11 protein-coding genes are annotated in these 12,204 nt (G+C 74.0%); 5 read left to right on the forward strand and 6 right to left on the reverse strand.

The window, feature by feature from the left end; genetic code table 11:
* Nucleotide 1: 1 nt before the first annotated feature.
* Entirely contained in the window at nucleotides 2-1,375 is a 1,374-nt protein-coding gene (locus FBY24_RS11725; RefSeq protein WP_142160789.1) for a TrkH family potassium uptake protein, read from the reverse strand.
* A gap of 172 nt (nucleotides 1,376-1,547) precedes the next feature.
* Between FBY24_RS11725 and FBY24_RS11730 the strand changes: the two genes are divergently transcribed.
* The 5 genes from FBY24_RS11730 to FBY24_RS11750 all read left to right on the forward strand — a co-directional run bounded on the left by FBY24_RS11730 (nucleotide 1,548) and on the right by FBY24_RS11750 (nucleotide 6,713).
* Entirely contained in the window at nucleotides 1,548-2,756 is a 1,209-nt protein-coding gene (locus FBY24_RS11730) for an acetoin utilization protein AcuC (protein ID WP_142160791.1), read from the forward strand.
* 136 nt (nucleotides 2,757-2,892) lie between these two features.
* Complete coding sequence (locus FBY24_RS11735) at nucleotides 2,893-3,111, forward strand: helix-turn-helix domain-containing protein (RefSeq protein ID WP_142160793.1); 219 nt, start codon at nucleotides 2,893-2,895, stop codon at nucleotides 3,109-3,111.
* Nucleotides 3,112-3,323: 212 nt separating this feature from the next.
* Nucleotides 3,324-3,422, forward strand: a complete 99-nt coding sequence (locus tag FBY24_RS11740) for a 30S ribosomal protein bS22 (RefSeq protein WP_003792170.1) — start codon at nucleotides 3,324-3,326, stop codon at nucleotides 3,420-3,422.
* A 133-nt stretch (nucleotides 3,423-3,555) separates the two neighbouring features.
* Nucleotides 3,556-5,586, forward strand: a complete 2,031-nt coding sequence (locus FBY24_RS11745) for a glycoside hydrolase family 127 protein (RefSeq protein ID WP_142160795.1) — start codon at nucleotides 3,556-3,558, stop codon at nucleotides 5,584-5,586.
* Nucleotides 5,587-5,684: 98 nt separating this feature from the next.
* Nucleotides 5,685-6,713, forward strand: coding sequence for a LacI family DNA-binding transcriptional regulator (locus FBY24_RS11750; RefSeq protein WP_142163478.1), 1,029 nt, complete (start codon nucleotides 5,685-5,687; stop codon nucleotides 6,711-6,713).
* A gap of 21 nt (nucleotides 6,714-6,734) precedes the next feature.
* Here FBY24_RS11750 and FBY24_RS11755 read toward each other — a convergent pair whose 3' ends face one another.
* The 5 genes from FBY24_RS11755 to FBY24_RS11775 all read right to left on the reverse strand — a co-directional run bounded on the left by FBY24_RS11755 (nucleotide 6,735) and on the right by FBY24_RS11775 (nucleotide 12,173).
* Nucleotides 6,735-7,358: a YesL family protein gene (locus FBY24_RS11755; RefSeq protein WP_142160797.1), complete on the reverse strand. Its 624-nt coding sequence runs from the start codon at nucleotides 7,356-7,358 to the stop codon at nucleotides 6,735-6,737.
* A gap of 125 nt (nucleotides 7,359-7,483) precedes the next feature.
* On the reverse strand, nucleotides 7,484-8,836 hold the full coding sequence (locus FBY24_RS11760) for an arabinan endo-1,5-alpha-L-arabinosidase (RefSeq protein WP_142160799.1): 1,353 nt from the start codon (nucleotides 8,834-8,836) through the stop codon (nucleotides 7,484-7,486).
* 4 nt (nucleotides 8,837-8,840) lie between these two features.
* Complete coding sequence (locus FBY24_RS11765; protein ID WP_140457382.1) at nucleotides 8,841-9,743, reverse strand: carbohydrate ABC transporter permease; 903 nt, start codon at nucleotides 9,741-9,743, stop codon at nucleotides 8,841-8,843.
* Nucleotides 9,744-9,754: 11 nt separating this feature from the next.
* A complete protein-coding gene (locus FBY24_RS11770; protein WP_142160801.1) occupies nucleotides 9,755-10,720 on the reverse strand; it encodes a carbohydrate ABC transporter permease in 966 nt (321 codons plus the stop codon).
* A gap of 109 nt (nucleotides 10,721-10,829) precedes the next feature.
* Nucleotides 10,830-12,173 carry a sugar ABC transporter substrate-binding protein gene (locus FBY24_RS11775; protein WP_142160803.1) on the reverse strand — a complete coding sequence of 448 codons (1,344 nt, stop codon included), beginning with the start codon at nucleotides 12,171-12,173 and terminating at the stop codon, nucleotides 10,830-10,832.
* Between the last annotated feature and the right edge of the window lie 31 nt (nucleotides 12,174-12,204).

The following is a 12,204-nucleotide window of genomic DNA, read 5'->3' on the forward strand; positions in this document are numbered from 1 at the left end:
CTCAGCCAATGATGGGCCTCTCTTCGGGGTACCGGATGACCCGGCGGCGGTTGCGCAGCGCGAGCGCGGCGGCCAGCGTCATCGTGCCGGTCCGGCCGACGAACATGAGCGCGACGAGCACGTACTTCGCGGGGTCGGGCAGGGTGGCGGTGATCCCGGTCGACAACCCGCAGGTGGCGAACGCGGAGATCACCTCGAACAGGATGACGTCGAGCGTGAGCCCCGTCATCGCGAGCAGCAGCAGCGACGACACGAGCACGAACGTCGCCGAGACGAACGCGACGGCGATCGCGACCTGCAGCGCCTCGCGCGGGATCCGCCGGCCGAAGGCCTCGACATCCTTGTCGCCGCGGGCCTCCGCGACGATGGCCAGCAGCATCACCGCGAGCGTCGTCACCTTCATGCCGCCGGCGGTCGACGCGGAGCCGCCGCCGACGAACATCAGGGCGTCGAGCATCAGCCAGGTGCCCTCGTGCATCTGGCCGACGTCGACCGTGGAGAAGCCGCCCGAGCGTGGCATCACGCCCGCGAAGAGCGCCGCGAGGGCCGTCCCGCCGGCGTCGAGCGGGGCGAACGTGCCGGGGTTGGTCCACTCGAAGGCGGCCACGACGACCGAGCCGAACACGAGCAGGCCCAGGCTGGTCGTGATCGTCAGCTTGGCGTGCAGCGTCCACCGGCGCGGGGACCGCAGGTGCGCCAGGACGCTGAGGATCACGGGGAAGCCCAGGGAGCCGATGAAGACGCCGACGATGATCGGCAGCAGCATCCACCAGTCGGAGACGAACGGCTCCAGGCCCTCGACGGTGGGAACGAAGCCGGCGTTGTTGAAGGCGGAGACCGCGTAGAACACCGCGTGCCAGGCCGCCGTGCCGGGGTCGCCCCCGTGCAGCAGCAGGCGCGGGAACAGCACGAGCGCGATGACGACCTCGAGGGCCGTCGACGTGAGGATGACGGTGCGCACGAGCGAGCCGACCTCGCCGAGGCGGGTCACCTTGGTCTCCGACGACACGAGCAGCCGCTGCGTCAGGCCGATGCGGCGCGAGACGGCCATGCCCAGCAGCGACGCGAGCGTCATCACGCCGAGCCCGCCGACCTTGATGGCCACGAGGATGACGACCAGGCCCCAGATCGACCAGTACGAGCCGGTGGGGACCACGACCAGCCCGGTGACGGTCGTGGCCGACGTCGCCGTGAACAGCGAGTCGACGAGCGGCGCACGCACGCCCGACGCGGTGGCCCAGGGTGCCTGCAGGAGCGCGGTCACCAGGACGATGACCAGCGCGAACACCCCGAGGGCGAGCCGTGCGGGGGACTGGCGGGCGGAGCGGTCCACGTACTCGCGGGCGCGCCACAGCAGGCCCGGTCCTGCCGCCATCCCACCTCCCGCGCGTCCGTGCCCGCGCGTCCGTGCCGCGGGCGTCCTGCCGTGCCGCCCGTCGGGCGCAAGGGCCAACTCTGGCACGCGGCGCCGCCCGCGCGCGCCGTCCTGCGCGCCCGTCCGGCGCTGCGTGTCGACACCGGCGGCGCCCGGTGCCACGGTGGGGCGCATGACGGCTGCGGGGGCGACGCCCGGTGGGGGCGACGCGCGCGTGCACGTCGTCTGGTCCACGGAGATGCTCGGGTACGACTTCGGCCCGGGGCACCCCATGACGTCGGACCGCATCGACCTGACGATCGCGCTGGCCGCCCAGCTCGGCCTGCTCGACCCGGCCGCCGCGGCGGTCGTCAGCGCCGCGCCGGCGTCCGACGCGCTGCTGACCACGGTGCACGAGCCGGCGTACGTGGCGGCCGTGCACGCGGCGTCCGAGCGCGGCGCGGTCGACCTGGCCCGCGGACTGGGCACCGAGGACGACCCCGTGTTCGCGGGGATGCACGAGGCCGCCGCCCGGGTGGTCGCGGGCACGGTGGCGGGTGCGCTCGCCGTCTGGGAGGGCCGGACGCCGCACGCGGTGAACGTCGGCGGGGGTCTGCACCACGCCATGGCGGGGGCCGCCTCGGGGTTCTGCGTGTACAACGACGCCGCCGTCGCGATCCGCGAGGTGCTCGCGGCCGGTGCCCGGCGGGTCGCGTACGTCGACGTGGACGCCCACCACGGGGACGGCGTGCAGGCGCTGTTCTGGGACGACCCGCGCGTGCTGACGGTGTCGTTGCACGAGACCGGCCACGCCTTGTTCCCGGGCACCGGGTACCCGTCGGAGACCGGCGGGCGGGGGGCGGAGGGCACGGCCGTCAACGTCGCGCTGCCGTCGCGCACCGACGACGCCGGCTGGCTGCGGGCGATCGACGCCGTCGTGCCCCCGGTGCTGCGCGAGTTCGCCCCCGACCTGCTGGTGACCCAGCACGGGTGCGACACGCACCGGTTCGACCCGCTGACGTCGCTGCGGGTCTCGGTCGACGGGCAGCGGGTGGCCGCCGACCTCCTGCACGACCTGGCGCACGAGGTCTGCGCGGGGCGGTGGCTGGCGCTGGGCGGCGGCGGGTACGCGGGGGTCGACGTGGTGCCGCGCACGTGGGCGCACCTCATCGGGATCGCGGTGCACCGGCCGGTCGACCCTGCGGCGCAGGTGCCCGACGAGTGGGTCGACGCGGTGCTGCAGCGGCACGGACGGCTCCCCGTGCGACGGATGACCGACGGCGCCCCGGCGACGTTCCGGCCCTGGTCGGCGGGCTACGACCCGGCCGACGCGGTGGACCGTGCCGTGCGGGCCACGCGGGCGGCGGTGTTCCCGGCGCTGGGCCTCGACCCGGAGTGGTGAGGCGCCCGGGCGGCGTTGCTCCGGACCGGTGGTCACCCGCGTCCCGGCTTCCCCACCCGTCACACGCGCCACTACCCTGGCGGGAGCGTCCTGGACGGGGCGCCCGGCGCGGCGCCGGACGGGCGGAGGTCGGGCGATGAGCGAGGCACAGGGTCGTCCGCGGTTCCTCACCGTCAACGAGGTAGCCGACCTCATGCGGGTCTCGCGCATGACCGTGTACCGCCTCGTCCACTCCGGCGAGCTCCCGGCCGTGCGCGTCGGGCGGTCGTTCCGGGTCCCGCAGGACGCCCTCGACGCGTACCTGCGCAGCTCGGCCACCGGGGAGCCCGCGGGCGGGGAGCGGCGCTCGTCCTGACGCGGTGCCGTCCCGTGCGCGGGGCCGCGCGGGTGGTGCGTTCGCGGCGCGGCGCCCGGATCACGTAAGGTGGGCGACCGGACTTCTGCGTGCGTGGCCCGATCGACGACTGAGTCGAGCACGTGCTCGGTCGAGCACGGTCGAGCACAGCGCGCGTCGATCGACCACCACTCGCGGCCGCACGGTCGCGACCGGACACGAGTGAGGACCGCATGGGCTCCGTCATCAAGAAGCGTCGCAAGCGCATGGCGAAGAAGAAGCACCGCAAGCTGCTGCGCAAGACGCGCCACCAGCGTCGCAACAAGAAGTGAGCCCGGGCGGCCCCGCCGCCTGAGCCGTCCGTCGGGCCCGGTCGTGATGACCGGGCCCGTCGTGCTCCCGGGAGTCTCCCCAGGTCGTCTACAACGATGTACTCTGGCCTGACCTGCACCGAGGAGCGCACCTGTGACACCGTCGTCGCCCGCACCGTCGCACGTCCCGCCGGCCGCCCCGGCCCCCCGGGCGTCGTCCGACCGCCGCACCACGCACCCCGACGGGCCCTGCGTGCCGCGCGCCGACGTCGGCCGGCTGCGCCCGCTGCCCTTCGACGCGGTGACCCTCACGACCGGCGGGCCGCTCGGCACCTGGCAGGCCCGCAACCGCTCGGCGACCCTGCCGCACGTCCTCGAGCGGCTCGAGACCTCCGGGGTCCTCGACAACCTCCGCGTCGCGGCGGGCCTGCAGGGCGGCACGCACCGGGGGTTCAACTTCGCCGACACGGACCTGCACAAGACGCTCGAGGCCCTCGCGTGGGAGGCCGGCCGCGTCCCCGACGACCAGCCGTGGGAGGCCTTCGTCACGGACGCCGTCGCGCTGCTCGCGCAGGCGCAGCGCCCCGACGGGTACCTGGACTCGCACGTGCAGCTCACCGCGCCCGGCGAGGCGTTCGCCGACCTGCGCTGGGGGCACGAGCTGTACGTCCTCGGGCACCTGCTGCAGGCCGCCGTCGCCCGCGCCCGCACCACCGGGCGGACCGACCTGCTGGACGTCGCGGTGCGCTTCGCCGCCCTCGTGGACGACCGGTTCGGGCCCGACGGCGAGGCCGGGTACTGCGGGCACCCCGAGGTCGAGACCGCCCTGGTCGAGCTCTACCGGCTCACGGGCGAGCGCCGCTGGCTCGACCTCGCCCGGCGGCAGGTCGACCTGCGCGGCGCGGGCCTGCTGGGCGAGGGGCCGTTCCCGCCGGTCTACCACCAGGACCACGTGCCGGTCCGGCAGGCCACGGAGGTCGGCGGGCACGCCGTGCGCCAGCTCTACCTGCTCGCGGGCGTCGCCGACGTCGCCGCCGAGACGGGGGAGCAGGAGCTGCGCGACGCGCTCGTACGCCTGTGGGACTCGGCCGAGCGCACCCGCACGTACGTGACCGGCGGGCTGGGTGCGCACCACAAGGACGAGGCGTTCGGGGACGCGTACGAGCTGCCCCCGGACCGGGCGTACGCCGAGACGTGCGCGGCGATCGCGCTGGTGCACTGGGCGTGGCGCATGCTGCTGCTCACCGGCGAGGGGCGGTACGCCGACGCCGTGGAGCGCGCGCTGCACAACGCGGTGCCGGCGGCGACGTCGCACGACGGGAGGCGGTTCACGTACTCCAACCCGCTGCAGCTGCGCACGGGGCACGACGGGTCGAGCGAGTACTCCCCGTCCGAGCGCCTCGACTGGTTCGCGTGCGCGTGCTGCCCGCCGAACCTCGCGCGGCTCGCGGCCTCGCTGCACGCGTACGTGGCGACCGCCTCCGCGGATGGTGTGCAGCTGCACCTGTACGCCGACGCCGACGTGCGCCTGGACGACGGGACCGTGCTGGGCGTGCGCACCGCGTACCCCGCGGACGGGCGCGTGGAGGTCACGGCCGACGCGCTGGTGCGGCCGCTCGCGCTGCGTGTGCCCGGCTGGGCCGACACCGCGCGCGTGCGCCTCGAGGTCGACGGGCGGGCCCGCCCGGTCGAGGTCGTCGACGGGTACGTGCACGTGCCGGCCTCGTCCGCGGCACCGGTCCGGCGCGTGGTGCTGGACCTGCCGGTCGAGCCGGTCGCCCTCGTCGCCCACCCGCGGGTCGACGCGGTGCGGGGCTGCGTGGCGGTGCGGCGGGGACCGGTGGTCCTGTGCCTGGAGCACGCGGACCTGCCCGACGGGGTCGTGCTGGAGGACGTCGCGATCCTGCCCGGGACGCTCGAGGACGCCCCGGGACTGCCCGACCTCGACGTCCCGGTGACGGTGCGTGCGCGCGGCGTCCACGTGCCGTCGGGCGACCTGCCCGCGTGGTCCCCGTACGGCGCCGCGCCGCCCGACCCGGTCGAGATCGAGCTGCGCCTCGTGCCCTACCACGCGTGGGGCAACCGCGGCGTCGGCGCGATGCGGGTGTGGGTGCCCCTCGCGCCCGACCCCGCCGTGCCCGCCGGTCTGCCAGGCTGGGCCCCGGACGGGCGGGCCGCGCGATGACCGCGCAGCCGGCCGCGAGGACGTCGCCCGCCGTGACGGCGGGCGTGACGAGGACGGGGGCGCGCAGGGTGAACGGCCGACGCGGCGGTGCCGTGACGATGCACGACGTGGCGGCGCGGGCCGGCGTGTCGATCAAGACCGTGTCCAACGTGGTCAACGGCTACCCGTACATCCGGGAGTCGACCCGCACCAAGGTCGAGGAGGCGATCGCCGAGCTCGGCTACCACGTCAACGTCTCGGCCCGGAACCTGCGCCGCGGGCGCACGGGCCTCATCGGCCTGGCGGTGCCGGAGCTGTCGCTGCCGTACTTCGCCGAGCTCGCGGACTCCGTGATCCGGGCGGCCGAGGAGCGTGGCGTCACGGTGCTCATCGAGCAGACGGGCGCCGTGCGCGAGCGCGAGCTCGAGGTGCTTACCGGCCAGCGGCGGATGTTCACCGACGGCCTGATCTACTCCCCGCTGGCCCTGGGCCCCGACGACGTCGACGCGCTGGGCGTGGACTACCCGATGGTGCTGCTCGGCGAGCGGATCTTCGGCGGCCCGGCGGACCACGTGACGATGAGCAACGTCGAGGCGGCGCGCGCCGCGACGGCGCACCTGCTGTCCCTCGGGCGGCGGCGCATCGCGGTGGTCGGGGCGCACGCGGGGGAGTCCGTGGGGTCGGCCGCGCTGCGCGTGCAGGGCTACCGGGCCGCGCTGGAGGACGCGGGGGTGCCCTTCGACCCCGCGCTGGTCGGGGAGGCCGGTCTGTGGCACCGGGCGACGGGTGCGGAGACGATGGCCCGGCTGCTCGACGACGGTGTCGAGATCGACGCCGTGTTCGGCCTCAACGACGCCCTCGCGCTCGGCGCCCTGCACACCCTGCACGCCCGGCGCGTGGACGTGCCGGGCGCGATCGCGGTGATCGGCTTCGACGACGTGGAGGAGACCGCGTACTCCTCGCCGACGCTGTCGACCGTGCACCCGGGCCGTGAGCAGATCGCCGCGACCGCCGTCGACCTGCTGCTCGCACGCATCGACGCGCCGGAGGTGGACCGCCCGTACCAGCAGGTCGTGGCGGACTTCTCGATCGTGGCGCGCGAGTCGACGCTCGGCCAGGGCGCCGCCCCGCAGGTCCTGCCCCGCTGACGGGTCCGCGGGGTCGCGGGCTCAGCGGGAGGCGTCGATGCGGTCGAGCCGCACGTCGACCAGCCAGCCGGTGGCCAGCAGGGGCGCCGTCACGCCCACGAGCGGCGCGAGCACCGGGGCGACGACGAGGGTGAGGCCCCAGACGACGAGCACGGCCAGCACGCCGAGCGCGGTGCCCGGGCCCAGCAGCGGGGACAGGAGCAGCAGGCGCCACGTGCGGGGTGCGGTGTCGTCGTAGCGCCGCGCCACCGGCGGCAGCCAGGCGAGGACCACCGCGAGCCACGCCGTGGCGATCACCAGCACGGCCTGCAGGGCGGCGGCGGGGGCGCCGTCCAGCGTCTCCAGCACGGCCGCGTCGGCCACGAGGAGGGCTGCGGCGGGCCACAGCGGCGCCCCGAGCAGGTTGAGGCGGCGCAGACCGGCCCGCCAGGCGTGCCAGAAGTCGCGCCACACGTGCGTGGACGGGGTGCCCGCGGTCAGCGCGGCCAGCAGCCGCCCCGCGGCGTCGAGGGAGGGCAGCAGGCCCAGCACGACGCCGCCGGCGAGGGTCCCGAGCACGAGCAGCAGCTGCACGGCCACGACGTGCGTGACCCAGCGCAGCCACACCATCACGCGGCCGGCCCAGCCGGGGGGTTCGTCCTGCACGGCCCCGATCCTGCCCTGCCCGGGCGTCCTGGCGGGCACCGGCGCAGGGACCGGGCGCGCGGGTGCCCCGCCCGCCGTCCCGTCCGGCGACGGGCGGAGCGGGGCGGCGGGCGGGACGGCTGTGCTCACGCGTCCGGCGTGCGGGTGCCGGCGGTGACGCGTCCGCGCTCGTCGAGCGCGAGGACGACCGTGGTCGCCCGGTCGCGCACGGCGTCCCAGGCGGGGGCGACGACGGCCTCGACGTGCGCGCCGTCGGCGGTGCGCCAGCTGAAGCGGCCGGAGCCGTGCGCGGCGGGGTCGACGAGGTCGAGGGTGCCGGTCCGTGCGTCCTGGACGGTGCGCGGGCAGGCGCCGGGCTCGAGCAGCTCCCACGTGCCGGCGAGGGCCGCGACGTCGTCCGGCCATGCCGTCTCGTCGTCGGTCTCGCGGGCGTCGCCCGCCCACGGCTGCGGGGAGACCAGGGGCCACCCGTCGCGGGTCCAGACGAGGCGCCGGACCTGCACGCGGTGCCGTTCGGGGGCGTCGTCGTCGCGCACGTGGTGCACGAGGAGCTGGCGCCCGGGGTGGCCGTCGCGGGCCGGCTCGGTGAGCACGGACGCGTGGCCGGGCGCCCGCAGCCCGGGGCCGCCGGGCAGGCGGTGACCGGCCAGCACGACGGTGCCCGGGGTCGGGGGCTCGGCGACGGAGGTGCGCAGGTCGAGGCCCGTGCGGTCGGTCCAGGGACCGGTGACGGCCGGGGCGACGGCGGCGCGCAGGTGGTAGCTGGTGAACAGCGAGTCCCACGACGCGAGCATCGCCCACCCGCCGCCGGGTCGCGGCAGCACGTACGGCCCTTCCACGGCGCCCTCGACCGCGGCGGGCCGCCGCACGAGCAGCACGCCCGGACCGGGGCTGGGCTCGCCGGGGCGGCACCCGTCGACCAGGCCGGTCGCCGGGTCGAGCTCGAGGGCGTGCAGCCCGCCGAAGAACGACCCGTACACGAGCCAGTGCCGGTCGCCGTCGACGACGACGTTCGCGTCGATCGCGTTGGGGGAGCCGTCGCCGTGCGGGCTGACGCCCTCGGGCAGCGCGGGGTGCGTGCTGGTGACGACGAGCCCGCGGTCCTCCCACGGTCCCGCGGGGTGCGGGGCGACGGCGAGCCCGATGGCGGAGGTCCGCGAGCCGAACGACGACGCCGACCAGTACATGCGCCACTCGTCGCCGACGCGGACGACCTCGGGGGCCCACAGGCCATGCGCGCCGGTCCACGCGGCCGCGGCGGGCGGCACGCCGGGCAGCGCCCAGCCGTGCAGCTCCCAGGTCACGAGGTCTGGCGAGCGGCGCACCTGGACGCCGCCGCGGACGGGGCCGTCGCTGCACGCGTCGGTCGAGAACAGCCAGTACGTGCCGTCGTCGTCGCGCACCGCGGTCGGGTCGTGGGTGTGCTCGGCCCCCCAGCCCGTGGTGTCCAGGACCGGGGCCGGGTCGGTGGTGGTCACCGCGTCAGGCCTTGCTGCCGGTCAGGGCGACGGACTCGATGATCTGCCGCTGGAAGACGAGGAACACGACGAGGATGGGCAGCAGGGCCACGAAGGACGCGGCCATGATCAGCGGGTAGTCGCGCTGGGTGGCGAACTCCACGTTGAGGTTGGCGATCACGACCTGGAGGGTCTGCTTGCTGGGCGTGTTCAGGTAGAGGATCGGCCCGAGGTAGTCGTTCCAGATCGTCATGAACCAGAGGATGAACTGCGCCGCGATCGCGGGGCGGATCATCGGCAGGATCATCCGCCAGAAGATCGTCCAGTACGACGCGCCGTCGATCTTCGCGGCCTCGACCAGGGAGTCCGGGACGGTCTCCAGGTACTGCCGCAGGAAGAAGATCATGATGATGTTGCCGAACAGCAGCGGCACGATCAGCGGCAGCAGGGTGTCGACCCAGTGCAGCCGCGAGAACATCACGAACTGCGGGATCATGATGGTCGGGTACGGCACCATCAGGCCCGAGAGCAGGCCGAGGAAGATCGCGTTCTTGGCGGGCAGGCGCATCTTGGCCAGCGCGAACGCGGCGATCGAGGACGTGATCGAGCCGACGACGGTGACCGACGCGGCGACCACGAAGCTGTTGCGGAACCCGGTGAGGATCGGCGCCTCGGACCACATGCGCACGAAGGTGTCCCACTGCGGGACGCTCGGCCACAGCACGGGCGGCAGCGCGAAGACCTCGCCCTTGGTCTTCAGCGCGGTCGTGAACATCCAGGCCAGCGGCGCGATCATGGCGACCGCGAACACCGCCAGGACGACGAAGATGATCCAGTTGGTGGTGCGGGACTCGCCCTGGGCGCCGCCGTGGCGGCGACGGACGACGGCGCCGTCGGGGGTGCGGCGCAGGGTGGGGAGGGTGGTCATGGCTGCGGTCCTCACTCGATGCTGAAGCTGTTGCGCCGGTTGAGGCGGAACTGGATCAGGGTGATGACGAACACGAGGATCCCCAGCACGATCGACATCGCCGTGGCGTAGCCCATCTGCTGGTAGCGGAACGCCTTGCGGACGATGTACCAGACGATCGACGCGGAGCTCATCTCGGGCCCGCCGGTCGGCGTCATGATGTTGATCTCGGTGAAGATCTGCGCGCCGGCGATGATGTTGGTGACGACGAGGAAGAACGTCACGGGGCGCACCATGGGCAGCGTGATCGACCGCAGCTTCTGGAACGCGTTGGCGCCGTCGAGCGACGCGGCCTCGTAGAGCGAGGCGGGCACCGACTGGATCGCGGCCAGGTACAGCAGCATCGAGTACCCCAGGCCCTTCCAGACGGCCATGAGGATGATCGCGGGCTTGACCGTGGCGGTGTTCTGCAGCCAGTCCGGGCCCTGGATGCCGAACCAGGACAGCACCTGGTTCACCAGGCCGAAGTCGCCGTTGTACGCGAACTGCCACACGATCGCGATGGCCGCGAGCGAGGAGATCACGGGGATGTAGTAGATGGTGCGGAACGCCGTGCGCCCGGGGATCTTGCGGTTGAGCGCGATCGCGAGCAGCAGCGCCAGCACGAGGCCGATCGGGATGCCGATCATGTAGAAGAACGTGTTGAACATGCTCAGGCGGAAGTACTCGTCGCCGAGCAGCGTCACGTAGTTCTCGAGGCCGACGAACCGCATGGGGCCCAGGCCGTTCCAGCTGGTCAGCGAGGCGTACACCGCGAAGCCGACGGGGTAGAGCGTGAAGAGCAGGAAGCCCAGGACCGGCGGCGCGACGAAGGCCAGGGCCCACCGGTGCTCGACGCGGTGCAGGCGGTTGCGCGCGCGTCGGTCGCGCAGCGTCGGTCGGGCGGCGCTCGCGCGGGGCGCCGTCGGCGGGGCCGTGTCGGCCGCGACTTCGGTCATCGGAGGGGTCCTCTCGGCTGGGGCAGGTCCGGGGGCCGGGGCCGCACCCGCGCGGGTGCGGCCCCGGTGCCCGTGCGCCCCGAGGGGAGGGGCGCACGGGCGGTGCGGATCAGCCGCCTGCGGCCATCTCGGCGTTGGCGAGCGACTCGTCGAGCAGCGCCTGCATCTTCGGCTGCGTCTCGGCGAGGTAGTCCTCGGCGGTCTGCTCACCGTCGAGGACCGGCTGGATGTTGGTCCAGAGCTCGTCGTACCACTCGGCGCCGTAGGTGAACGCGGCGGGCATGGCCCGGCCGTAGTCCTGCGCGATGTCGAGGAACTCCTGGCGGTTCGCCGGCTCGGCGTCCTCCGCGGCGGCCCACTCCTCGGCGACGTCGATCAGGTTGGGGATCTGGATGTTCGCGTCGACCAGCGTCTGCTGCGCCTCCGCGTCGGCCGACAGGTACGTCACCAGGTTCACGGCCTCCTGCGGGTGCTCGGTCATGGCGGAGACGCCGATGCCCAGCGAGCCGAGCCACGTGGCCGAGCCGGCGTCGCCGACGGTGGGCCAGGGGATGAGGTCGTACTCGAAGTCGAGGTCGTTGTAGACGCTGACGTCCCAGGGGCCGACCGGGAAGAACCCGATCTCGCCCGCCATCCAGCGCTGGTACGTGTCGAGCGTGGCCGCGTCGGAGGCCGACGGCGTGACCTGGTCGACGTTGGTGAGGTCGGCGAACTTCTGCAGCGCCTCGGCGAACTCCGGGGTGTCGACGGTGACCTGGGTGTGGTCGGCGTTGGTCCAGTCGCCGCCGTTGCTCCAGACCATCGACTGCAGGTTCCACTGCACGTTGAGGCCGGTGCCCCACTGGTCGACCGCGCCGTCGCCGTCGGTGTCCGTCGTGAGGGTCTTGCAGATCTCGACGAACTCCTCCCACGTCAGCGGCTCGTCGGGGTCGGGCAGCGCGATCCCTGCCTCCTCGAGCATCGTCTTGTTGTACCCGAAGGAGAACGGACCGACGTCCTTGGGCAGGCCGTACAGGGCGCCGTCGGGCGTGCCCTGGACCGTGCCGTCGAAGCGGTACGAGTCGACGCCGTACTGCCAGATGTTGTCGAGGTCCACACCCGACTCGGCCACCTCGTCGGTGATGTCCATGAGGATGCCGGACGACACGTACGACTGGAGCGTGGCCTGCTCGATGTAGAACACGTCGGGCACGTTGTTGCCGGCCACGGCGGCCTGCAGCTTCGTGGCGTACTGGTCGGCGTCGGTGACGATCATCTCCACCTCGACGCCCGTCGCCTCGGTGTACCGGTCGATGGCCGCCTCGTAGGCGGCCTTCTCGTCCGGTCCGCCGCGGAACATGAACGTGAGCGTCTTCGTGCCGTCGTCACCGCTGTCGCCGCTGCACGCGGTCAGGGTGAGTGCACCGGCCATCGCCACGCACAGCGCGCCGGCGGCGAGCCTGGTCCTCTTCATCTGCCTGCCTCCCGAGTCCTGGGTCGGTCAG

The organism is Cellulomonas sp. SLBN-39 (assembly GCF_006715865.1).
Taxonomy (GTDB): domain Bacteria; phylum Actinomycetota; class Actinomycetes; order Actinomycetales; family Cellulomonadaceae; genus Cellulomonas.

Bases quoted from the DNA above. Each gene is read 5' to 3' on its own strand.
- FBY24_RS11725 (WP_142160789.1), bottom strand. From the start codon at position 1,375: ATGGCGGCAGGACCGGGCCTGCTGTGGCGCGCCCGCGAGTACGTGGAC.
- FBY24_RS11765 (WP_140457382.1), bottom strand. From the start codon at position 9,743: ATGACCACCCTCCCCACCCTGCGCCGCACCCCCGACGGCGCCGTCGTC.
- FBY24_RS11730 (WP_142160791.1), top strand. From the start codon at position 1,548: ATGACGGCTGCGGGGGCGACGCCCGGTGGGGGCGACGCGCGCGTGCAC.
- FBY24_RS11770 (WP_142160801.1), bottom strand. From the start codon at position 10,720: ATGACCGAAGTCGCGGCCGACACGGCCCCGCCGACGGCGCCCCGCGCG.
- FBY24_RS11740 (WP_003792170.1), top strand. From the start codon at position 3,324: ATGGGCTCCGTCATCAAGAAGCGTCGCAAGCGCATGGCGAAGAAGAAG.
- FBY24_RS11750 (WP_142163478.1), top strand. From the start codon at position 5,685: ATGCACGACGTGGCGGCGCGGGCCGGCGTGTCGATCAAGACCGTGTCC.
- FBY24_RS11775 (WP_142160803.1), bottom strand. From the start codon at position 12,173: ATGAAGAGGACCAGGCTCGCCGCCGGCGCGCTGTGCGTGGCGATGGCC.
- FBY24_RS11735 (WP_142160793.1), top strand. From the start codon at position 2,893: ATGAGCGAGGCACAGGGTCGTCCGCGGTTCCTCACCGTCAACGAGGTA.